Below are 23,876 nucleotides of genomic sequence, written 5' to 3'. Positions count from 1 at the left end.
TTATGAAAAAATTTATATTCCAATCTATATTTATTTTTCTTTTTCCATTTATTCTAATTATATATTCTATTAATTATGTATTAAATTTCCCTACACAATATAGTATTAATAATGGCACTAATCATGTTTTAGTAAAATGGAATGAAATTAAAAACCCAAATGAACAATTCGATAATATCATCCTCGGATCTAGTAGAGCTTACAATGCTTATAATCCAAAAATAATTGATAGCATTACTAGTAATTCTACATATAATATGGCTACAAGCTCTCAAAATATAATAGAAAGTTACTATGTACTTAAAGAAGTTTTAAAGTATCAAAGCCCTAAAAAAATTATTTATGAGATATTTGTTCCTCAATTTACTAACACAGATTTTTATCATATAATGTTAAATGCACATTTTATGTCTAATCAAGGTAAATGGGATATGATATTAAATGGCTATAAACAAAAAGGTTTAACCAATATATTTAACCCACTTTTAAAACATAAACCTTATCTAAAAAATGAGATTACATCTATTTTAAATTTAATGAAAAGTAGTACTCAAAATGCATCTAACACAGAATCTAATATTCAAAAAAACAGGTATTTGATTAAAGGTTATATGTATGATAATTTTATAATTGACTCAATACAAGCTAGTAAAATAGGGCCATTAACATACAATGTTGACGATTCTTTAGCTCTTTTTATCAAAGAAAAGTTAGAATTAATCATTAAATTATGTAATGAAAATAATATTGAATTAATCTGTGTTAGAGCGCCTTATCCTAGAACAAGAATTAATAAAACTTTAGAAGATAAATCTTCAATATTTTTTACAAATTTTTTAGAAAAAAAAGGAATTCCTTTTTATGACTTCAATTATTATAAAAATAATAATTTTTATGATTCTGATTTTACTGATCACCACCATATTAATAGTAAAGGAGCCACTAAAGTATCTAAAAAATTAGGTGAAATTTTAAAGGAATAAAATCAATAAAAAAAGAACCATTTTAAATCTTTGATATCCTTTAAAAAGTAAAGGAGTTTTTTAATTTCGGAAGATACTCTTTTCCAATAGGTACAAAGTTTTCTTCTAAATCTATGAGCGCATCAGTTGGTTGCAAAAAAAGTTGTCCTTTTCTAGTATTTAACTTTTCAATACAATCTTTATTGATGATAAAACTCTTATGAATTCTAATGAATTTTTTAGGTAAAGTTTCTTCAAAATGTTTTAATGATTTTGAAGTTGATAACTTCTCTCCCGTAATATTAAAAACATTGGTATAGTTTCTTTCTGCTTGTAAAAAACAAATGTCTTTATAAGATAAAAGATGAATATCAGAGCTTGTTTTTACAGCAAGATGTGATTGTTCTTTTGTAAATTCTTTCTCAAAGAATAATAATGACTTTTGTAATTCTACTGGTTCAATTGGTTTACTTAAAAAATAAGATATTTGATTGTTTACTGCCTCTTTTGCATAATAATTATGTGAGGTTGTCATAATAATGGTTGGCAACTCCATAAAAAATTCATTTAATTTAGGAATAAGCGTAAAAGAATTTTTATCATTTATTTCTACATCTAAAAAAATTAGGTCGGGTTTAGTTTTTAAAATTAAAGCAAATCCATCCTCTAAATTCGATGCAATATCTATAAGCTTATAATTAGAATGTTTACCTAAAGTGGTTTTTAAATCATCAAGAGCTTCTTGATTGTCTTGTATAATTACGTATTTGTATTTCATATTCTCTTTTTAAAAGATAAAATTTCTAAAAAATAGACTTCATGCAAATTTATAAATAAAAAGTATTAAATAATAATTAATCAGGATAAACAATTATTTTTACAGGATAAAGATTAAAATACTTTTCAATTTTAAAACATAATTTGAAGTGTTGTTATTAAATAATGCTTTTTTATTATATCTTTATGATTAAGTCTTCTATATAAAATAGAAATCTTCTTTTAGTGATATTAGAAGCTTAATGACCTTTATTAACTAACAAAAAATAAAAATATGATTTTAGGTGTTTCAGATTGGTTAAGTCCAAAAATAAATGTAGAAGCAAAATATATTAGAATAGGCTTTGTAGTTGCCTTTTTATTCGCTGGTGTTGGATTAGGTTTATACTTAATCTTATGGATTGTAAAGTTGCTTTCTAAGTAAACCATTTAAAGTCTTATTCTATTAAATACAATAGATAAAATTAGAAAGAGAACATTTTAAAAATAAGAAAACTGCTATAGATTGATTACTTCTATAGCAGTTTAATAATAATAGTTAGAACTTTTAATATTTATTCTTGATTTTCAATAGCAATCTTTATTTTACCTTCAAGTTCTTCTGCTAACTCAGGATTGTCTTTAATTAAGCCTTTAACAGCATCTCTACCTTGCCCTAATTTTGTTTCTCCGTAACTAAACCAAGAACCACTTTTCTTAACAATACCTAACTCTACACCAATATCTAAAATTTCACCAACTTTAGAAATTCCTTGTCCATACATAATATCAAATTCTGCAATTTGGAAAGGAGGTGCTACTTTATTTTTAACAACTTTAACCTTAGTACTGTTTCCAATAACTTTGTCTCCGTCTTTAATTTGTGTTCTTCTTCTAATATCTAAACGAACAGAAGCATAAAATTTTAATGCGTTACCACCCGTTGTAGTTTCTGGATTACCGAACATAACTCCAATTTTTTCACGTAATTGGTTAATAAATATAACGGTACATTTTGTTTTAGAAATAGTACCTGTTAATTTACGTAATGCTTGAGACATTAAACGAGCATGTAAACCCATTTTAGAATCTCCCATTTCTCCTTCAATCTCCGATTTTGGAGTTAATGCTGCAACAGAATCAATAACCACAATATCAATTGCACCAGAACGAATTAAGTTTTCTGCAATTTCTAAAGCTTGCTCACCATGATCTGGTTGAGAAATAATTAAATTATCAATATCTACTCCTAAATTTTCTGCGTAAAATTTATCAAATGCGTGTTCTGCATCAATAAACGCTGCAATTCCTCCTGCTTTTTGAGCCTCTGCAATTGCATGTAATGTTAAGGTAGTTTTACCAGAAGATTCTGGTCCGTAGATTTCAATAACTCTTCCTCTTGGATAACCACCAACGCCTAAAGCCAAATCTAACCCTAAAGAACCAGATGAAATTGCATCTATATCTTCAGTTACTACATCACCTAATTTCATTACAGCTCCTTTACCATAAGTCTTATCTAGCTTATCTAGAGTAAGTTGAAGTGCTTTTAGCTTTGCTGTTTTTTCTTTATCTGTCGCCATTAATCTTGCTTGTTTTATTTTTAAATAAGTCCGACAAGTTACAAAAAACTTAAATTAGTTTCCTAAAAAATAACAGTCAAATTTATTCTATTTTTACACAAAGCTTACTAACAATGAATTTTAAAGTATTTTTAAAAAATAAAGAGTGCACAGTTCACATAGAAAAAGGAGAAATCATCAGTTTTCAAAAAGATGATAAAGAATATATTCATCAAAAAGGAAACAAAGGTTGGCGTAATTCTGATGATGAAATGTTTCCGGTTATTGGACCAACTTCTAAAAATAATTTTAGAGTGCATACCAAAAATGGAGATGCAATTCTAGACCAACATGGTTTGTTGCGTGAGTTAGAATATTCTTTAGTTTCTTCGGATGAAAACTCAGCTAAATTCATCAAAAAATACAAAAAGAATACACTTATTAACAATAGTAAGTTTCCTAAAAAATCTACAGAAGAAAATCTTTCTTGGCCTTTCGATTTTTCTTTCGAAAAGAATTTTACCTTAGAAAATGATGTTTTAAACATAGAATTTATCATTAATTCTGATGAAGGAATGCCATTTATGTTAGGGTATCATCCGGCATTTATGCTATCTAACACTGGTAATGAAACTTTAATTTCTAATGCTAAAGAAATTACTTTAGCAGATGTTTATAAAGCTGGTTCAAATGCTTTTCCGGTTTTAAATGCTGATAAAATCATTTTAAAAAATATTGATAGAAACGATTTAGAAATTACTACAAAAGGGTTTCATAATTTTATGTTATGGACAGAAGTTGATAACATGCTTTGTATTGAGCCTATTACACAATATACATCTTACACAAATCAGAAGTTTTCTGAAGAAAATATGAGTATTTCTAAAGGTGAAAATAGTTTTTCTGTAACTATTAAAGTAATTTAACAACAATAATAAAATCTATAAATAAAAAATGAAATTTACCTTAATACTTAGCCTTATACTTGTCTTTTCTTGTAAACAACCTACTAATAAAACTACCATAGAAAAAGATAATAAAAGCATTGTAAAAGAAATAGAAAAAAGTTTTATCAAGACAACGATAACTTTTCCTTCTAAAGATAATTTACCAATTACTGCAGATATTTTTAAAAATAAAGAGACACCAATTACTGTTTTACTATGTCATCAGGCAGGTTATAGTAGAGGAGAATACAAGGATTCTGCTATAGAATTAACTAAATTGGGCTATGCTGTTATGGCTATAGACCAACGTTCTGGTAAAACGGTTAATAATATAGATAATCAAACAGCAATAGCTGCTCGAGCAAAAGATTTAGGAGATACTTATTTAGATGCAAAACAAGATATTGAAGCTGCTATAGATTATATATACAACCAAAATGGCGGACAAAAAATTATATTAGTTGGTAGTTCTTACTCTTCTTCTTTAGCACTTTTAATGGGCGTAGATAATTCTAAAATTAAAGCCGTTGTTGCATTTAGTCCTGGTGAATATTTTAAAGGAATTGACATTAATAAAAGTATTAGTTCTTATAAAAAACCTGTTTTTGTTACTTCTTCTTTAAGTGAAAGTGCTGCCGTTAAAACATTAGTAAATAAAGTAGATTCTAGTTATTTAACGCATTTTATACCAGAAGTAAAAGGAATCCATGGTTCTAGAGCACTTTGGAAGACTACAGAAGGTAATGAAACGTATTGGGCTTCTTTTAATGCGTTTTTATCTTCTTTAAAAAACTAATAAATTGATAAAAAAACACCGTCATTTTATAATTCACAAACCTTGGGGAATGATTTCTCAGTTTGTAAATCCCGCAAAGCGGAAGAAAAAGTTATTAGGTGATTTACATGATTTCCCTGCAGGAACGATGGCAATTGGTCGTTTAGACGTGCCGTCTGAAGGATTGCTTTTATTAACAACTGATGGTAAAGTATCGGCAGAAATTAGATCTCATAAATACGAAAAAGAATATTACGTACAAGTTGATGGTATTATTACCCAAAAAGAAATTGAGCAATTACAAACCGGTGTAGAAATTGGTTTTAATGGCAAAAAATACATAACAAAACCTGGTAAAGCTTTTATAATAGACGATCCTAAATTTCCGCTTAGAAGCATGAAAATTAGAGATGAAAGACATGGACCAACAAGTTGGGTTTCTATTATTATTACAGAAGGAAAATTTAGACAAGTACGTAAAATGACGGCTGCAGTAGGCTTACCAACCTTACGTTTAATTCGTGTGCGAATTGGTAAAATAGAATTAGGTAATTTAGAAATTAGTGAAGTAAAAGAAGTTGATAATTTAATGTAACATTTATCACAAAAAAACAACTTTTATATTTCTATTTTTACGTTATGAACAATTCTAATACCACTTTATATATAGTAGCTGCTGTAATTATTCTACACTTTGTAGTGGGTTTTGGTTACTTAATTTACAAAATGACAAAAAAGGGAGATAAAAATTAATTTATCTCCCTTTTTTATATTTAAAATTTGTGTTTAAAAATCGAATCCTACATAAAGTTGCCAAACTCTATTTTTAGGCTTGTCTTCATCATAAATATCATTTTGACCTAAATGGTATCTAACTCCTAAACTAACGCCTGAATCACTTTTAAAACCAGCTCCTACATTCACTCCCCAATCAAAATTATTAGGTTCAAATTCTTTTTCTGTATCATATAAAATAAAACCAGAATCGAAGGTTTCTTTATGTGATATTGAAAAACCTATTTGAGGTCCTGCTTCTAAAAAGAAACTTTTTACAGGGTATAATTTTAGCATTAATGGCACATTTATATAGTCTAGTTTTTGGGTATACGTACTAGATCCATCTATAATTTTATAACCTTGCTTAGAGTACAAAATTTCTGGTTGAATAGAAATAAATTTACCTATAAAAGATTCCCCATATATACCAATATGATATCCATGTAATCTATCTGTTTCCGAACTACCATCAAAACTTACAGAAGACATATTATATCCTCCTTTAATACCTGCTGTTGCTTTATTTTTACTGTCTTGCGCATTTAATGATAATACACTTGTAATCATTAATGCCATTGTAATATATATTGTTTTCATTTTTCTATTTTTAAAATTATTTTCCACCATTGGCTTTTAAATCTTCTAAACATTGTGCGTCTAATGTTGGTACTTTTCCGCCAGAAAGCATATTGCCTATTCCTTGGCTTGTTTCTGCTGCCCAATACATTAAACAATCTTCTTCGTTACAGTGTTTTGGATGCTCTGTATCTTCATGATTACTTTGTAATTCACTTCCTAAATTTGTTAAACCTAAAAGATGGCCAAATTCATGATTAATTACTGAGGTCTCTAATAAACTCCTTTCAGGTTCAAAAGCACCATTACTTAAACCATGAAGTGTTTCTTCGTAAATTACAAAAGAAGTGTTCCAATATGCTGCGCCCAAAATAGCACTAGAACTAGTATCTTTAGAAGATTTTCCGTTTACAAATAATACCCAAACAGCAATAGTTGTATCTGAACTGTATTTAGTTCTATGCTCTTTTTCTAAAGCTACTACTTCTTCTAAAGTATATGCTTCTTTATCTGTAAAAGAAATTTCTTGAGTTATATAGGTTATTCCTTCTGGTTTATTAGTTCTATTCGTAATAAAATTTTTAAAATTATTTATAGCTGTTTCAGAGGGTTTAAAACCTTCTATATATGCAATTTCAACAATCATTTTTTTAAAAATACCTCCAGAAAGTAAATCGTTTGCAGAAGAACCTGTTATTTGTCTGTTTGTACTTACATTTATTAAGTTACCTGTTTCACTATCTATTATTTCGTCTTCTTTAGAAGAACAAGAAAATAAAATACTGCAAACTAAAATTACTTTTAAAAGAATATTTTTCATTCTGATTTTATTAAAACTTTACAGCTATTACTTTAGGGGTATAGGGGCAATAGCTGCAAAGTTATCATCAACTAACTATATTTATTACTTAATAATCTTTTAAATCTTCTTAAAAGCTAAAGTTACAGAAGCATCAGTTTTACTTTTTAAAGTAATTAATGCACTGCTATAATTAGTGACAACCCAATCATTACCTAATGCACTTACTGCTGTATTGCTTGCAAAATCGATAGTTACAAAAGCATCTATTTCAGAACTTACTGTATAGGTTCCTTCAACTTCATTTAACGTTGCATTTACTACATCTTTGGCTACTACTTTTAAATCGTTTGTAAATTCTATAGACCAATCTGCATACTCATTTGCAGTATCTACACCTGCTGTAACAAATGATTCTACTTTAAATTTAGTTCCTGTTAAAATAGCCTCTACTTCTACTGCAGTTTCTTTTGCCTCGTCTTTTTCTTCTTCATATTGTACACATTCTGAAACCGCATTTTGAAATTCTGTATCACTATTAATTTCTGTTGAAGTACTGTTACTTAAGGTTACATTTATTGGATAATTTACCGCAAATAACTCATCAGATTGTAAATCTGTCATAAACGTATACAATTGTTCTTGTGATTGTAGAACCACTGTTCCTGTTTGTTCTAAACTTATACTATAAGTTAACATGGTTATAGGAAAATTGATATCTATACAAGAAATAGCATCTTTTCCATCTTCTTCTGCTTGCTCACATTCTTCCATTAAAGCATCTAATTCTGCTTGGTTATTTACAGTTACCTCTGTATAATTACTTGTTTTTACACGAATAGGAAAATTAAAAGTTAAAGCGTCACTATCATCATTAAACTCTCCCATAATGTTTAAAACTGTAGAGAAATCTAATTTACTTATAAGCGTAATTTGTTTTCCGTTTACAGTTGCTGTTAATGGAAATAACAACTCAGTACATGCGTTTCCGTCTAAAAAATCATCTTCAGAACCATTATTTTTAGCAGCTCTTTCATAATTAGAAGCTGTTGGAGATGTAGATGAATTTGTGTTTGGGTTTGTACCTACTTGTTCACTTTCATCAGACTGACAAGATGTAAAACCTAATATTGCAGTTAAAGCAATTGCCGTAAATAATTTTAATGATTTCATAATAATAAATTTTGATATTTTTTGTTTTTTGTATTTATAAGTAAGACAACAGTAACTATTTATCTTACTTATTTTTTGAATAGCTATATTATTGCTGTCCTGTAAGTAAAACAACTAAACATTTATTTACCCTACCTTTGTCCTCAAAAAAAATGATATTTTTTATTTAATCCCCTTAATATGACTGATAAATCTCTTTGTGATGAAATCAATTTTAATGAGTTTTATACTTCTCATATTCAGTCTGCAAGTAATTTTGCTTATTATAAATCTGGTGATAAAAATGCCTCTTTAGATTTAGCACAAGAAGCCTTTATAAAAATATGGGAACATTGTTCTAAAATAGATTTTACAAAAGCCAAGTCTTACTTATTTACAGTTATTAACAATCTTTTTCTAAATAAAGTAAAACATCAAAAAGTAGTTTTTGAGTATGCTAAAAGCAGTCCTTATTTAGATGTTAATAACCAAAGTCCAGATTATTTATTAGAAGAAGAAGAGTTTAAAAACAAACTAAAAAATGCTATTGCAGGTTTAACAGAAGGAGAACGTGAAGTTTTTTTGATGAATAGAATTGATGGAAAAAAATACAGAGAAATTGCAGAAACGTTAGAAATATCTCAAAAAGCAGTAGAGAAACGAATGTCATCAGCATTAAAAAAGTTAAGAACTAAAATAGACGGAATTTAATATCAATTTAAGGTAGGGTAAACTACTGATTAGTTGTTTTATATATAGAAGTACAATACAATGAAAAAAGAAAAAGACATATTAAAATGGCTAAACAGAGAAATTTCTGATGAAGAACTAACGCATTTAAAAGAAACAAAAGATTTTAATACTTTAGAAAAAATAGCACATTATTCATCTCAAATAGATGCTCCTAAAGTTGATGTAGAAAAAGCCCTTGCAGATTTTAAATTAAAAACTGAAAATACCTCTAAAAAAGGAAAAGTTATTCCTTTTAATTATAAAAAACTCTATAAATATGCAGCAGCAGTGGTTGTCTTACTAACAACTTCTTATTTTTTTCTCTCTAATAATACTGATAATGCTATTTATAAAACAGCCTTTGCAGAAACAAAAAACTTTAATTTACCAGATAATTCTGAGGTAGTATTAAACGCAAATTCAGAAATTTCTTATGCGAAAGATAGTTGGCAAGAAAACAGAAATTTAACCTTAGACGGAGAAGCATTTTTTAAAGTACAAAAAGGAGAAAAGTTTACTGTAAATACAGAAGTTGGTAAGGTTACTGTACTTGGAACACAATTTAATGTAAAGGAAAGAGATAATTATTTTGAAGTAAAAACCTTTGAAGGTTTGGTAAGTGTTGTCTATAAAGATAGCTTGATTAAATTACCTAGAGGATCCATTTTTAAAGTAGTAAATGGCGTGGTAGATATTAACAATACTTTTAATATTAAAGAGAAATCTTGGTTGCAAAAAGAATCTAATTTTAAAAGTACAGCTTTGCGTTTTATTTTAGAAGAAATAGAAAATCAGTTTGGGTATACTATCGAAACTACAAATGTAGATTTAGATATTTTATATTCTGGTGGTTTTACACATACAGATATAGATATTGCTTTAAAATCTGTTACAATTCCGTTACAGTTATCTTATAAAATTGATGGTAAAAAAATTACTATCTTTAATTATGAGAAATAAGTATCTTCTTTTTTTTATCAGTTTTATACTGACTAATAGTCTTGTATTTTCTCAAAATTCTTCAGAGAAAAAGCCACTTGCATCAATTTTATTAGCGCTTGAAAAAAGTTATGATATAAAATTTTCTTATTCTGATAATGATGTAAAAAATATTTTTATACAACAACCAAAAAAAGATATTTCTATAGAAAATCTACTCTCTTTTTTAAATAAAGAAACATTTTTACAATTTAAAACCTTAGACAATAGATATGTAACCGTTTCATTTTTAAATAAATACATTTCTATCTGCGGAACCGTTTTAGATGCTAACTCCTTAGAACCTTTATTTTTAACTTCTGTAAAAGTAAATGGTTATAAATTAGGAACAACCACTAATAATAACGGTAATTTTAACTTAAAAAATGTACCGGCTAACGCTACTTTAACAATTTCTTTTATCAGTTTTAAAACAAAAATTATTACCGCAAAAGAATTGTTTTCTTCTAACTGTAAAGAAGTATTTTTAGAAGAAGAAACAGAGGAATTATCAGAAATTATAATGCCTAAGTTTTTAACCGCTGGTTTGCATAAAAATACTGATGGTAGTACAGTTTTAGACACAGAAAAATTTGGAATTTTACCAGGTTTAATAGAACCCGATATTTTAAAAACAATTAAAATTCTACCAGGTATAGAAAGTATAAACGAAAGTATTTCTAATATTAACGTAAGAGGTGGTACAAATGACCAAAATTTAATGCTTTGGGATGGTATAAAAATGTATCATTCAGGTCATTTTTTTGGGCTTATTTCTGCTTATAACCCGTATTTAACAAAAAAGATATCTGTTACTAAAAACGGAACAAGTAGTGCATTTTCAGACGGGGTTTCTTCAACCATAAATATGGAAACATCTAATGAGATTACAAATAAACTTTCTGGTGGTGGTGGATTTAATTTGTTAAGTGCAGATGCTTTTGTACAAGTTCCTATAAAAAAGAATTTAGAAGCTCATATTTCTGCAAGAAGGTCGTTTACAGATGTTATTAACACTCCAACTTATAAAAATTATTTCTCACGCAGTTTTCAAGATAATTCTATCTCATCAAGCACTATTAATAACGCTGATTCTAAATTTTATTTCTACGATTACTCCTTTAAAGTTTTATATGATGTTAGCTACAATCATACTATTAGAGCCAATTTTATTCATATAAAAAACAATTTAGACTATCAAGAAAAATACACTACTAATACTACAACAATTGAAGAAAATAGTTCTTTAAAACAAGAAAATTTAGGAGCAAATATCAACTGGCATGCAAATTGGGATGCTAAATTTTCTACCAACTTATCTTTCTTTTTTTCAGATTATAGAATAAATTCTACAGATTATAATAAAGATTCAGATCAATATCAAACGCAGTTTAATAATGTGTTAGAAACGGAAGTAAAGTTAGATTCTAAATATGAGATTTCTGATGTTTTACATTTCACTAATGGATTGGTAATAAATGAAATAGGTGTAAAAAATACCACAACTGTAAATGCACCTACATTTTCTAAAACAGACAAAAATGTGTTGTTAAAAAGTGCCTTTTATACTGAAATAGAGTATCATAAAAAAAATACTTATGCAAGATTTGGAGTTCGGGCAAACTACTTTGATCAGTTTACAAAATTTGTTGTAGAACCTAGAATTAACATCCGACAGCAATTAAATACAGAATTATCTGTAAAATTAGAAGGCGAATTAAAAAACCAAACAACAGCCCAAAAAATAGATTTTGAAGATAATTTTTTAGGAATAGAAAAACGAAGATGGATTCTTTCTGATAATGAAGATACACCTATTATAAAAAGTAAACAGGCTTCTTTTGGAGCAGCATATTCTAAAAATAAATTATATGTAGATATTACTGCTTTTTATAAAAAAGCAGATGGAATTACAGCTGTAAACCAAGGCTTTTATAACAATACACAAGCCGTAAATTCTATAGGAAATTATAAAGTAAAAGGGGTTGAGTTTTTAGTGAATAAACAAACTGAAAAAATTAGTACTTGGTTAAGTTATACGTACGCTAAAAACGATTATACCTTCGATATTTTTAATCCTACAACATTTTCTAATAGCTTAGATATTACACATTCTTTAAGTGCAGCATTTAACTATAATTTTACTGAATTTTTTAAAATTTCTTTTGGTGGAGTTTTACGTTCTGGTAAACCTTATACAACACCTATTGATGGAAATGAAACCATAAAAAGTGGTAACAGAACTATTGTAAATTATAACAATCCTAACCAAGAAAAGCTAGATAATTTCTTTAGATTAGATCTTTCTGGAAGCTATAATTTTGATTTTTCTGATGTTATAAAATCCACTATTCGTCTAGGTTTTACTAATTTAACGAATAAGGAAAACATTATAGATTCTTATTATATTGTAGATGAGACTAGTAAAAACAATGTAAATAGAGTAAACAATTATTCTTTGCCTTTTACTCCTAATTTAAGCTTTAGAATCAACTTTTAAAAGAAAATAATTTGCCTAAAATTTAATTAAATCGTGTTAAAAAACAATTATTCTCTATCCATTCTAATATGCGGAATACCATCTTCTAAATACTCCTCGCCTACTTGAATAAATTGATGCGTTTCATAAAATTTCTTTAAATATTTTTGCGCAGAAATAGTAATTTTATCAACCTTAAAATGAGTTTTTATTGCTTCTATAGAAACTTTCATTAAATCATGTCCAAAACCATATTTACGTTCGTTAGCAGCAACTACTACCCTACCAATACTAGCATTTTTAAAATAAACTCCTGGTTTAAAAATACGTGTATAAGCAATAATTTTATCATCTTTTAAACAAAAAACATGTAATGCTTTTTGATCTTTAAAATCTACATCTTGATATACACAATCTTGTTCTACCACAAAAACTTCAGATCGTAATTGAAGTATCTTATAAAGTTCTGTTGTATTTAACTCTTGAAAGGTTTTTATTTGAAAATTCATCATTTTAAAATCTTTATATTCTCTGTATAATTTTACTAAAAAAACAAAATCACTCAAAAAACAACAGTTATCAACACATTGTTACTTCGAGTGAAATTTTATTTTTTAAATTTTGTAACAGAAAGTTATTTATCCGGCACAAGAAATTTTTTGAACTCTATCTCCATGTCTACCACCTTCAAACTCTGTAGAAAGAAAAATATCTACAAAACCAATAGCTTGTTGTAAAGACACAAAACGTGCAGGAATTGTAAGAACGTTTGCATTATTATGTTGTCTTGTTAATGCAACTAATTCATTATTCCAACACAAAGCAGCTCTAATACCTTGGTGTTTATTAGCGGTCATTTGTGCTCCATTACCAGAACCACACAAAATAATACCCATTGTTGCTTTACCACTTTCTACAGCATCTGCTGTTGGATGAATGGCATCTGGGTAATCCATAGAATCGTTTGTATCGGTTCCAAAATTTAGAACTTTATATCCTTTTTCTTCTAAATGTTTTATAATTTCGAATTTGTATTCTGTACCTGCGTGATCGTTACCAATGGCAATTGTCATAATAAATTGATTTTAATTGTGTTGTAGCAACAAAAATACAGAAACTAACGGTTATCAACAGTTATAAACAATCAAAAAATTAGCTTTTTTAATAACCTTTTAATTTTTAACTCTTTAGCTATGTTAGGTAATTGTTAAGAAGTATCGGTAAAGTTTTACAAGTAAATTTGGTATATTGAATTAAAATTACAATACAGCGAGCACTACCACATACACAACTTTATTTATGAGTTTTTGATAAAAGTTTATCAACATAAAATTAACCATTTGTTTACATCAATTGGGATGTTAACTATTAAGAGTTTTAGGTTAACTACTGTTTATAACTATTGTTAATAACTCTAATTTTAAATTGATTTATAAGCTTTTAAGTAACTCATAACTTGTCAATGATTTTTAATAACTGAAATTAAAAAATAAAAAGACATTTTTTTATAGTAGCTATTCACACACTATTATAACCATTATTGTTTTTTTTAAATTTAAAAAGAAAATATAATTATAATAAAGAATGTTTATAACTGTTGAAAACGAAAAAATGAAATAGGAGGAAAGCGAAAAGAAAAAGGAGAAGAAATTGACTTAACTTTTATTAGACTCTTTATTTTTCTGTTTATTGAGAATAAAAGTATTTTTAATATTTTAAAGTTGTGTTACCTTTTATAAAAACAAAAGAGCATTTTGTCTTTAATGTTTTTTTTCTTAAAATATAAGCTAGATAGAAATTATAAAGTTGATTTTTAATTAGTTCACTACAAAATTTATAGCCTTTTCAATAATTTTTACATGTACTTCTCCAGTTCCAATTATCTCACCATCAGCCTGAATAAAAGGTTTTGCTGTTTTTGGAACCACTCTAATTGCTTTAGTTTTATACGTTTCTAGTTTTTTATGATCTACAATTTTACCAGAATATAATTTAGGTAAATTTAAAATTAAATCTAAGATAGTCAGGTTTTTAGCTATGGTAATATCTAATAAACCATCTGTGCTATTTACATTTTTTGTAAACTGCATTCCACCACCAGAAAATTTACAAATACCAAAAACGGTCATTAAACAATTAGTTTCTAGAATTTTATCATCAAAAATAATTTTAAACACTGTTTTTTTATAAAGTAATAAACCAGCTATTCCGCTTAATATATAAGCTAAAGAGCCAAAACTTTTTAAAGTTTTTAGTTTATTAACAATGTAACCATCATACCCTAAACCAGCTACATTATTAAAAAAAACAGTTCTATTTTCAGTTTCTATAACACCAATATCTTGTAAAATAATATTCTTTTTATGAATAATTTCAATCGCTTTTTTAACGCTATTAGGTATGTTATACGTCTTTATCCAATCGTTACCAGTTCCCTGTGGAATTACAGCAATAGTTATATCAGAAGTTTTTGCGTACCTTTGCGTCATTATTCCGTTAACTACGTTATGTAGTGTTCCATCTCCACCAATCGAAATAATATTTCTAAAACCTTGTTGAATTGCGGTATCCACCAATTCAATTTCGTGTTTAGAAAATTTTGTAAAAGCAAAAGAAAAGTCTATTTTCTTATTGTTTAATAATTGTTGAATTTCCTTCCATTGTTTAGAAAAATTCCGATTTCCAGAAATAGGATTTGCAATTATAAACCAAGATGTAGACATAAAAATAATAATTAAAGTAATGCCAAATTACAATTTTAGATTGATAACCATTTTTTAATAGCCAATCACAGTAAATAATTGTAATTTAGTATCATATAATAAGAAGTAAGAATTAATGACAAAAAAGAAGAAAAAAATATATAAAAAGAAAGGGAACGTTGTAAAAGACTTAACCAGAAATATATTTAAAGTATTAAAACAAGACAGCGAAAAATCTTATAATCATAAGCAAATTGCTGCAAAATTAAAGATTTCTGATACAGATGGGAGAACCCAGATAATTAAGAAATTAGCAGAATTAGCTGCAACCAAAGAAATAAAAGAAGTAGAGCGCGGTAAGTTTCAAATAAATGTTGATAGAAAATATTCTATTGGTACTTTAGATGTAACTTCTACCGGAAACGGATATTTTGTAACAGATGATTATGAAGACGATATTTTTATTCCGAATATTAATTTGGGTAAAGGTTTACATAACGATACTGTAAAAGCGTATGTTTATAAAAGACGTAGTGGAAAGAAATATGAAGCAGATGTTGTAGAAATTATTGAACGTGCAAAAACAGAATTTGTAGGTGTTTTACAAAAAAGTAAAACCAAAAATTTTGGTTTTGTAGTACCTGATAACAACAAAATGTATGCAGATATTTTTGTGTCTGAGAGCAAGTTGAATGGGGCAGTAGATGGCGATAAGGTACAAGCTACTTTGTTAGATTGGCCTAAAAACTCTAAAAATCCTTTTGGAAAAATTACAACCGTTCTTGGTAAACCAGGAGATCATAATACAGAAATGCATTCTATTTTATTAGAATATGGTTTGCCTTATGAGTTTGAGCCAGAGGTTGAAAAAGAAGCAGAATCTTTACCAATTGAAATTACAGAAAAAGAAATTTCTAAGCGTAGAGATATGCGTAAAGATTTAACTTTTACAATAGATCCTAAAGATGCAAAAGATTTTGATGATGCATTATCATTCACAAAATTAGAAAATGGTAATTATGAAATAGGAATTCATATTGCCGATGTTTCTCATTATTTACAGCCAAAAACAATTTTAGACGATGAAGCTTATAAAAGAGCTACATCTGTTTATTTAGTAGATAGAGTAGTACCAATGTTACCAGAAATGTTATCTAACGGAGTGTGTTCTTTAAGACCACATGAAGAAAAGTTAACATTTTCTGCAGTGTTTGAATTAAATAAAAAAGCACAAGTAGTAGGCGAGTGGTTTGGTAGAACGGTAACATATTCAGATCAACGTTTTGCTTATGAAGAAGCACAATCTATTATAGAAAACGTTAAATTATCTGATGATGTTCAACCGTATACTATGCCAGAAGATATTTCTATTACAGATGAATCTTATTTAGTAGCTCCAGAAGTTGTAGAAGCTACTTTAAAATTAGATGAATTGGCTAAAATTCTTCGTAAAAAAAGAATGAAACAAGGCGCAATTTCTTTTGATAGAGTAGAAGTGAAGTTCAATTTAGATGAAGAAGCAAACCCAGTAGGTGTATTCTTTAAAGAATCTAAAGATGCTAACAAATTAATTGAAGAATTTATGTTGTTAGCAAATAGAAAAGTTGCTGAATTTATTGGTTTTTCTAAAGGAAAAGCTACCAACAATACATTTATTTACAGGGTTCATGACGAGCCAGATGTAGAAAAATTGGCTTCTTTAGAAAATATGGTTCGTAAATTTGGATACAAAATTAATACAGATACCAAAAAATCTACCTCAGATTCTTTAAATCAGTTATTAAGTGATGTGCATGGTAAAGCAGAATCTAACATGATTGAGACTTTAACCATTAGAACTATGTCTAAAGCGGTATATACAACTCAAAATATTGGGCATTACGGATTGGCTTTTGACTATTATAGTCATTTTACGTCGCCTATTAGACGTTATCCAGATGTAATGACACATAGATTACTGCAACACTATTTAGATGGCGGAGATAGCCCAAAAGCAGATAAGTATGAAGAAAAGTGTAAGCATTCATCAAACAGAGAAGAATTAGCTTCTAAAGCAGAAAGATCATCTATTAAATACATGCAAGTAAAATACATGCAAGATCATAAAGATGAAATTTTTGAAGGTGTTATTACAGGAGTTACAGAATGGGGTATTTATGTAGAAATTTCTTCTAATAAATGTGAAGGAATGGTGAGAATTAGAGATATAAAAAGTGATTATTATATTTTTGATGAAAAGCAATATGCTATAGTAGGTCAAGCTTCTAAAAAACTATATCAGTTAGGAGATGATGTTAAAGTAAGAGTAAAACATACAGATTTAGAAAGAAAACATTTAGATTTTGCTTTAATAGAAGCTTAATCTTTTAATGGTATGTGATTGATTTAAAATTCATTAACTAAATTTTAATACTTTAAGATTTTTATCTTTTTTATTTTTGTGACAATAAAAAAGATAAAAAGTCTTTATAGTGGTATAATTGTTGAATTAAATATAGTAATCAAAATTTTTAAATAATGAAAAATATAATATATATCTGTGCTATACTGTTAAGTTCTGTAACAATTGCACAAACAACTGTAACTAAAAATTTAGGAGATTATTCTGAGTTAAAAGTCTATAATGGTATAGAATTAGAGTTGATAAAATCTGCAGAGCAAAAATTAGAAATTACTGGAGAAAAATCTGAAATGGTAAAAATTAAGAATGTAAATAACATCTTAAAAATATCATTACCCTTTTCATTAAAACCAGAAAATAATGCTGCAGATGGTCAAGTATTAGTTAAACTATATTATAACAAAAATATAGCTATTATTGATGCTAACGAAGGTGCAACCGTAACCGGTAAAGATGTAAATCAAGATAAATTAGAAGTAAACGCACAAGAAAGAGCTTTTATTAATTTAACAACAGAGGTTAAATATTTAACTGTTAAAACATCATCTGGCGGAATTATAAAATTAACTGGTACTGCAGATAACCAAGAAGTAGATGTAGACTTATATGGTATTTATAATGGTTTTGACATGCAAGTAATTAGTAATTCTAATGTTTTTGCAGGTACAGGAGCTAAAGCAGAAGTTTTAGCAGGTAAAACTTTAAGTGCTAAAGTAAGCTTTGGAGGATCTATATTTTACAAGGGAGATCCAGAGGTTGTTAAAGATAAAAAAGTAATTGGTGGAATTATTCAAAAAAGGAATTAACAAAGGTTAGTGTTATTACCTTTTTTGTATATTTGTGCTATTAAATAAAAGAAAACATGTATAGTTTAGCAACAAATTTTATGTTCATTGGTGGTCCACAACTAATTATTATTGTGGTAGTAGTTTTACTATTATTTGGTGGTAAGAAGATTCCAGAATTAATGAAAGGTTTAGGAAGCGGAATTAAAGAGTTTAAAAACGCTGCTAAAGAAGAACCAGAAGAAAAATTAGAGGAGAAAAAATAATACTTTATTATTCTTTTTAAAACATAAAAAAAGCTCAATTTGTATAAAACAAGTTGAGCTTTTTAGTATATGAATTAAAAAAATCCCCCAATATTTTTAATCATTTTTCTTGAGACAAATATATATATCTTAATCGAAATTATTAAAAATTTGTTATAAACAGGAAGATTTTTGCTGTATTTGGGATAAATGGGAAGGTTTATTGTATCAAACTTTGTAAAGATTGTTTAGAAAAACTTCTAGATACTGGAATAACTATTGGTATTAATTTTGAACCTAATAAATAACCTCGTGCATTTCCAGAAATATCAGTAATATAATTCACATTTACAATATAACTTTTATGACATCTAATAATATTAGAATATTCTTCTAATTCTTTAGTTATTTTTGTTAATGTAACTCTCAATATTTTTTCTTTTAGATTATTATTATGTAACAAAAAGAAACTAGCATAGTTTCCTTGAGAAGTTATATACACCAAATTTTTTATTTTAAAAGTAATAGTTTCTTTTCCATTATCAGAAGTAATAGAAATTTCACTGGCTAGTTTTTTAGAAATTTCTTTTTCTTTTTTTATTTCTTTAATTTCTAATACCTTTTTTTCTCTTCTTTCACGTATATTTTTTTCATTAATAAAAAGAAAAAAGGTTAATGGAATTAAGCTAATTAAAAATGTATAGAAAAGAAATTCTAAAAGACTAAACCTTCTTAGGTGATAAGGTCTTGTATATAAATCACTAAAATACCAAACAATAGTTCCAATTATTGTAATACTTACCACTATTAAAAATAGATTTCTACCAATAGTCCATTTATCTTCGTTAAAATAATCCTTAAAAATAAGTGGTGGTACATATAGAATAATAAAAGCAGATATAAAGGCAGTTATACCTATAGCTAAAGTATATTCTAAAAGAATAACTTCAAATAGATTCAAATAAAAAGGTCTAAAAATATATAAAAATATAAAGATGAATAACCCAAGAGAAAAACTAATTTTTAGTTTAATTTTTATGGATGGATTAAAGTAATAGGGCATAGAAAGCCATTTTCTAATTTTTTTCATAGAAAAAAAATATTTTATATATAAACTTTAAAAATAATATTTATTTATAAGTTTTTTAACAAGAATCTATTGTTCTTATTCAAAAAGGATCTATCTATTTTTCAAACTAAACGAAAGTTAAGATAATTATATTATGAAGTAAGTTAAACTATTTTTTTTTATTAAAAGTGATAATTTATCGTTAGAAAATCTTTAATATTTTTTTACGAATACAATGTGCATTCAAATTTAGGAAAAAAAAAACTTAATAAAATATTCTATTAAAAATTTTATTAAGCTTATGATCATTAAAAAGTAGCTATTTTACTATAACTTTACTGCTGTTCCAGAGGCTGTAACCATTAACATTCCTCCATTTTTACCAACAGTTTCATAATCTAAATCTACACCAACAATTGCTTCTGCACCTAAAGAATTTGCCATTTCTTGCATTTCTTTTAAAGCAGAATCTTTAGCTTCTCTTAAAACTTTTTCATAAGAACCAGAACGTCCACCAACTATGTCTCTAATTCCTGCAAAGAAATCTTTAATAAAATTAGCGCCAATAATGGTTTCTCCTGTTACTATACCTAAATATTGAGTTGCAGGCCTGTTTTCTATGGTGGGAGTTGTTGTTACTATCATTTCTTGTAATTTTTTATAAGGTTACTTCATCTTTTATTATAGTAACAAAAGATGAAATTAAATTGTATTTACTTATTTATCTAATTTTTTAGGTTTTGCATTTTTCATTGCTTCACCAATTTGGTTACTTGCAGTAAAACTTGCTACCATATCATTTAACATTTGACTACCTGCTTGTGGAGAATTTGGTAATAATATTAAATTACTGTTCGTTTCACTACCAATAGATTGTAAAGTATCATAATGTTGCGTTACAACGATTAATGCAGATGCTTCTTGGCTATTTATACCAACTCTATTTAAAACGTCTACAGACTCTTCTAAACCACGTGCAATTTCACGTCTTTGGTCTGCAATACCTTGTCCTTGTAAACGTTTACTTTCTGCTTCTGCTTTTGCTTTTTCTACAATTAAGATACGTTGGGCATCTCCTTCATATTGTGCAGCTGTTTTCTCTCTATCTGCAGCATTAATTCTGTTCATTGCTATCTTTACTTGTGCATCTGGATCAATGTCTGTTACAAGGGTTCTAATAATATCGAAACCATAATCTAACATAGCATCATTTAATTCTGTTTTTACAGCAATAGCAATGTCATTTTTTTTCACAAAAACATCATCTAATTTCATTTTTGGTACTTCTGCTCTTACCACATCAAATACGTAACTTGTAATTTGATCATGCGGATAATCTAATTTATAAAAAGCGTCATATACTTTTTCTGTGATTACTTTATATTGTACAGAAACTTTTAATTTTACAAAAACATCATCTAAAGTTTTTGTTTCAATAATAACATCTAATTGTTGGATTTTTAAACTCAATTTTCCAGCAATTTTATCAACAAAAGGAATCTTTAATTTAAGTCCAGATTGTTTAATGCTATGAAATTTTCCAAAACGTTCTATAATGGCAGCTGTTTGTTGCTTCACCATAAAAAATGATGAAAATAAGACAAGTGCAATTATAACAATAGGTATAATAATAGTAGTTGATATCATAGTTTATTTTTTATTTAGTTAATAATTTGTTTATATGTAAAGATAGGGTATTTAGTAATTATTTATAGGACGTATTTTTATTATATTGTTACAGTTTTATTAAAAAAAAATCCTGTGAAAAGTATTTTTCACAGGATTTTTATATTGTTAAGTTTATAAATTATTCTTCTTCTTTCGGAAAAACTTTATATATTTTTCTGTTGTACTTAATCCACTTTTTATATTGCTTTTCAGAAAGTAACGCTTTTATTGTTTTATCAAGTTCTCTATCTTCTTTCTTTAGTATTTCAGAAATAGGCTTGAGGTTTTCACTCATCGTTGTCATTACTTTTTTTTGTGAAGAATTATCACCAGTTTTCATTACTGTTTTCTGATAATTTTCAACCATATCTTTTGTACTTCTTAATACAAACGTATTAATTCTAGTGATGTCTTTAATATCTTTATTGTACTTAGTCAATACCCTAGAAAATTCTTGTCCTTCTTTAGAAGTAAGTTTTATACTCGATTTTTTAGCTGCTTTTTCTATATCATAATTTACAATACCAATATATCTTTCTACATCAAAATTAGGTTCTGGAGCCTTTTGTTCTGTTTGCATCATTTGATTCTGACGCCTGCTTTGACTATCTCCATAACCGTATTGAGCTTGAGCAGTAAATGCATATCCTAAAATTAAAACTAAAAATATTTTTTTCATGTTGATGATGATTTTATTTTTATTGAAAGGTATTAAAAAAAAATATATACAATTTTGTGAAAAAGTAAAATTTCTTCTATTAACTAATTTTGTAATTAGTTAAATTTTTTTTACAACACATAGTAACGTAGAAAATATAACGCTATTTTTAAGATGTTACTATGTGGTAAAATTATTAATAATACGTCCATTTGTCATTTCGACAATAGGAGAAATCTCATAGTTTATGTAAATTTATCTGATTTTTCTCTTCGTTCGAAATGACAAAACTGTATGTTATTATTTCTATTTGATGAAATTTTACAATTTTTCAATTGCATTTTTAATTCTTTTTAAAGTTTCTTCTTTACCAATCATAGCAATAATATCAAACAAATGTGGTCCTGCTAATTTACCTACTAAAGACAATCTTAATGGTTGCATTACTTTACCAAAACCAATTTCTTTAGCAGTAATCCATTCTTTAATTTCTTTTTCTGTATTTTCTGATGAAAAATCTTCTATAGTTGAAATTACAGTAATTAATTCTTGCATTAATTTTGATGTTCCTTCTTTCCAGTTTTTCTTAGAAGCTTTTGCGTCGTATTCTGTTGGAGTTTCGAAAAAGAAACTAGATAAATCCCAAAAATCATTTACAAAAGTGGCTCTTTCCTTAATTGATGAAACTACTTTTAAAACAAACTCTTTGTCTTTTGTAATTCCTTTTTCAGCTAAAATAGGCAAGTATAAATCAGTCAATTCATCATCAGACTTGGTCTGCATATATTGTTGATTGAACCATTTTGCTTTATCTGGGTTAAATTTTGCACCAGATTTACTAACGCGTTTTAATTCGAAAGCTTCAATTAAAGCTTCTAAATTAAATAATTCTTGTTCTGTTCCAGGATTCCATCCTAAGAAAGCCAACATGTTTATAAAAGCATCAGAAAAATAACCATCTTCCTTATATCCACGTGAAACATCACCTGTAACATCGTTTGTATATTCTAAAGGAAACACTGGGAAACCTAATTTATCACCATCACGTTTGCTTAATTTACCTTTACCAACTGGTTTTAAAATTAATGGTAAATGTGCAAATTTAGGAGCATCCCAACCAAAAGCTTTGTATAATAAAACATGTAATGGCATAGAAGGTAACCATTCTTCTCCACGAATTACGTGAGAGATTTCCATTAAATGATCATCAACAATATTTGCTAAATGATACGTTGGCATTCCGTCTCCTTTAAATAAAATTTTATCATCTAAAGTATTGGTATCAATTCTAATATTTCCACGTATTTCATCTTCCATTCTTAAAAGCTCATCTTGTGGCGTTTTAAAACGGATTACATAATTCTCGCCAGAATTTATTCTGTTTTGTACTTCATCATCAGTTAAAACTAAAGAGTTTACTAAAGTTCCGCCTGCTCTGTTATGCCAGTTATAGATAAAGGTTTTACCTTCTGCTTCGTGTGCTTTTCTTTCTGCATCTAAAGCTTCAGAAGAATCAAAACAGTAATATGCCCAACCAGTTTCAATTAGTTTATCTGCATATTCTTTGTACAATTCTTTACGTTCTGATTGTCTGTAAGGACCAAATTTTTCGTTCTTTCCTGGGCCTTCATCAAAAGGAATATTACACCATTCTAAAGCATCTATAATATATTGTTCTGCATTTGCAACATAACGCGTTTGGTCTGTGTCTTCTATACGAAGTACAAAAGTTCCGTTATATTTTTTAGCAAATAAATAATTATATAAAGCTGTTCTTACACCACCAATATGCAAAGGTCCTGTAGGACTTGGTGCAAAACGAACACGTACATTAGATTCCATCTTTTCTGTTT

General features: G+C 27.4%; 24 protein-coding genes. 11 read left to right on the top strand and 13 right to left on the bottom strand.

Features of this window, described 5'->3' with window-relative positions; genetic code table 11:
* Positions 1–2: 2 nt before the first annotated feature.
* Positions 3–983: a hypothetical protein gene (locus tag H0I29_RS06875; protein ID WP_218754872.1), complete on the top strand. Its 981-nt coding sequence runs from the start codon at positions 3–5 to the stop codon at positions 981–983.
* Between the two features lie 40 nt (positions 984–1,023).
* Here the strand turns inward: H0I29_RS06875 and H0I29_RS06870 are convergent, their stop codons facing one another.
* A complete protein-coding gene (locus tag H0I29_RS06870; RefSeq protein WP_218754871.1) occupies positions 1,024–1,740 on the bottom strand; it encodes a LytTR family DNA-binding domain-containing protein in 717 nt (238 codons plus the stop codon).
* 273 nt (positions 1,741–2,013) lie between these two features.
* Here H0I29_RS06870 and H0I29_RS06865 point away from each other — a divergent pair, with 273 nt between their 5' ends.
* Positions 2,014–2,163: a PspC domain-containing protein gene (locus tag H0I29_RS06865; RefSeq protein WP_165731376.1), complete on the top strand. Its 150-nt coding sequence runs from the start codon at positions 2,014–2,016 to the stop codon at positions 2,161–2,163.
* Between the two features lie 130 nt (positions 2,164–2,293).
* Here the strand turns inward: H0I29_RS06865 and recA are convergent, their stop codons facing one another.
* Positions 2,294–3,301 (bottom strand): recombinase RecA, encoded by a 1,008-nt coding sequence (gene recA / locus H0I29_RS06860; RefSeq protein WP_068447884.1) that lies wholly within the window; start codon positions 3,299–3,301, stop codon positions 2,294–2,296.
* A gap of 113 nt (positions 3,302–3,414) precedes the next feature.
* On the opposite strand from recA, the gene H0I29_RS06855 reads away from it, so the two are divergent.
* From H0I29_RS06855 to H0I29_RS06845, 3 genes are read left to right on the top strand one after another with little or no spacing between them, the layout of a single operon-like run.
* Complete coding sequence (locus H0I29_RS06855; RefSeq protein WP_218754870.1) at positions 3,415–4,206, top strand: aldose 1-epimerase; 792 nt, start codon at positions 3,415–3,417, stop codon at positions 4,204–4,206.
* Positions 4,207–4,234: 28 nt separating this feature from the next.
* Positions 4,235–5,023 (top strand): alpha/beta hydrolase, encoded by a 789-nt coding sequence (locus H0I29_RS06850; RefSeq protein ID WP_218754869.1) that lies wholly within the window; start codon positions 4,235–4,237, stop codon positions 5,021–5,023.
* Between the two features lie 49 nt (positions 5,024–5,072).
* Positions 5,073–5,597 (top strand): pseudouridine synthase, encoded by a 525-nt coding sequence (locus H0I29_RS06845; protein WP_254712745.1) that lies wholly within the window; start codon positions 5,073–5,075, stop codon positions 5,595–5,597.
* 191 nt (positions 5,598–5,788) lie between these two features.
* Here H0I29_RS06845 and H0I29_RS06840 read toward each other — a convergent pair whose 3' ends face one another.
* The 3 genes from H0I29_RS06840 to H0I29_RS06830 all read right to left on the bottom strand — a co-directional run bounded on the left by H0I29_RS06840 (position 5,789) and on the right by H0I29_RS06830 (position 8,327).
* Positions 5,789–6,376, bottom strand: a complete 588-nt coding sequence (locus tag H0I29_RS06840) for a porin family protein (RefSeq protein ID WP_218732077.1) — start codon at positions 6,374–6,376, stop codon at positions 5,789–5,791.
* 16 nt (positions 6,377–6,392) lie between these two features.
* Positions 6,393–7,175, bottom strand: coding sequence for a membrane metalloprotease (locus H0I29_RS06835; RefSeq protein ID WP_218754868.1), 783 nt, complete (start codon positions 7,173–7,175; stop codon positions 6,393–6,395).
* 99 nt (positions 7,176–7,274) lie between these two features.
* Entirely contained in the window at positions 7,275–8,327 is a 1,053-nt protein-coding gene (locus H0I29_RS06830; protein WP_218754867.1) for a hypothetical protein, read from the bottom strand.
* A 180-nt stretch (positions 8,328–8,507) separates the two neighbouring features.
* On the opposite strand from H0I29_RS06830, the gene H0I29_RS06825 reads away from it, so the two are divergent.
* Genes H0I29_RS06825 through H0I29_RS06815 form a run of 3 tightly spaced genes read left to right on the top strand, consistent with a single transcriptional unit; the run spans position 8,508 to position 12,516 of the window.
* Positions 8,508–9,017, top strand: coding sequence for an RNA polymerase sigma factor (locus H0I29_RS06825; RefSeq protein WP_218754866.1), 510 nt, complete (start codon positions 8,508–8,510; stop codon positions 9,015–9,017).
* Between the two features lie 60 nt (positions 9,018–9,077).
* A complete protein-coding gene (locus H0I29_RS06820; RefSeq protein WP_218732073.1) occupies positions 9,078–9,998 on the top strand; it encodes a FecR family protein in 921 nt (306 codons plus the stop codon).
* Positions 9,988–12,516, top strand: a complete 2,529-nt coding sequence (locus H0I29_RS06815; RefSeq protein ID WP_254712713.1) for a TonB-dependent siderophore receptor — start codon at positions 9,988–9,990, stop codon at positions 12,514–12,516. Before H0I29_RS06820 ends, H0I29_RS06815 begins: the two co-directional genes overlap by 11 nt.
* A gap of 47 nt (positions 12,517–12,563) precedes the next feature.
* Here the strand turns inward: H0I29_RS06815 and H0I29_RS06810 are convergent, their stop codons facing one another.
* The 3 genes from H0I29_RS06810 to H0I29_RS06800 form a co-directional block, all read right to left on the bottom strand.
* Positions 12,564–13,004, bottom strand: a complete 441-nt coding sequence (locus tag H0I29_RS06810) for a GNAT family N-acetyltransferase (protein WP_218733724.1) — start codon at positions 13,002–13,004, stop codon at positions 12,564–12,566.
* Between the two features lie 129 nt (positions 13,005–13,133).
* Positions 13,134–13,568 carry a ribose 5-phosphate isomerase B gene (gene rpiB, locus H0I29_RS06805; protein WP_218754864.1) on the bottom strand — a complete coding sequence of 145 codons (435 nt, stop codon included), beginning with the start codon at positions 13,566–13,568 and terminating at the stop codon, positions 13,134–13,136.
* A gap of 744 nt (positions 13,569–14,312) precedes the next feature.
* Positions 14,313–15,218 (bottom strand): diacylglycerol kinase family protein, encoded by a 906-nt coding sequence (locus H0I29_RS06800; protein ID WP_218754863.1) that lies wholly within the window; start codon positions 15,216–15,218, stop codon positions 14,313–14,315.
* A gap of 115 nt (positions 15,219–15,333) precedes the next feature.
* On the opposite strand from H0I29_RS06800, the gene rnr reads away from it, so the two are divergent.
* The 3 genes from rnr (at position 15,334) to tatA (ending at position 18,649) form a co-directional block, all read left to right on the top strand.
* Positions 15,334–17,559: a ribonuclease R gene (rnr, locus tag H0I29_RS06795; RefSeq protein WP_218754862.1), complete on the top strand. Its 2,226-nt coding sequence runs from the start codon at positions 15,334–15,336 to the stop codon at positions 17,557–17,559.
* A 155-nt stretch (positions 17,560–17,714) separates the two neighbouring features.
* The gene (locus H0I29_RS06790) at positions 17,715–18,404 is read left to right on the top strand and encodes a head GIN domain-containing protein (RefSeq protein WP_218732068.1); all 690 of its coding nucleotides are present in this window, start codon (positions 17,715–17,717) and stop codon (positions 18,402–18,404) included.
* 56 nt (positions 18,405–18,460) lie between these two features.
* Positions 18,461–18,649, top strand: coding sequence for a twin-arginine translocase TatA/TatE family subunit (gene tatA, locus H0I29_RS06785; RefSeq protein WP_068447859.1), 189 nt, complete (start codon positions 18,461–18,463; stop codon positions 18,647–18,649).
* 199 nt (positions 18,650–18,848) lie between these two features.
* Here tatA and H0I29_RS06780 read toward each other — a convergent pair whose 3' ends face one another.
* From H0I29_RS06780 to gltX, 5 genes are all read right to left on the bottom strand, one after another.
* Complete coding sequence (locus H0I29_RS06780; RefSeq protein WP_218754861.1) at positions 18,849–19,718, bottom strand: LytTR family DNA-binding domain-containing protein; 870 nt, start codon at positions 19,716–19,718, stop codon at positions 18,849–18,851.
* 306 nt (positions 19,719–20,024) lie between these two features.
* Positions 20,025–20,342 (bottom strand): heavy metal-binding domain-containing protein, encoded by a 318-nt coding sequence (locus tag H0I29_RS06775; RefSeq protein WP_165731391.1) that lies wholly within the window; start codon positions 20,340–20,342, stop codon positions 20,025–20,027.
* A 72-nt stretch (positions 20,343–20,414) separates the two neighbouring features.
* Entirely contained in the window at positions 20,415–21,344 is a 930-nt protein-coding gene (locus H0I29_RS06770) for an SPFH domain-containing protein (RefSeq protein WP_218732066.1), read from the bottom strand.
* A gap of 160 nt (positions 21,345–21,504) precedes the next feature.
* Positions 21,505–22,044: a hypothetical protein gene (locus tag H0I29_RS06765; RefSeq protein ID WP_218732065.1), complete on the bottom strand. Its 540-nt coding sequence runs from the start codon at positions 22,042–22,044 to the stop codon at positions 21,505–21,507.
* A gap of 300 nt (positions 22,045–22,344) precedes the next feature.
* On the bottom strand, positions 22,345–23,865 hold the full coding sequence (gltX, locus tag H0I29_RS06760; protein ID WP_218754860.1) for a glutamate--tRNA ligase: 1,521 nt from the start codon (positions 23,863–23,865) through the stop codon (positions 22,345–22,347).
* Positions 23,866–23,876: the final 11 nt, after the last annotated feature.

The organism is Polaribacter sp. R2A056_3_33 (assembly GCF_019278485.1).
In the GTDB taxonomy this organism is placed as follows: Bacteria; Bacteroidota; Bacteroidia; order Flavobacteriales; family Flavobacteriaceae; genus Polaribacter.
This window is presented reverse-complemented; position numbering and strand designations above follow the sequence as displayed.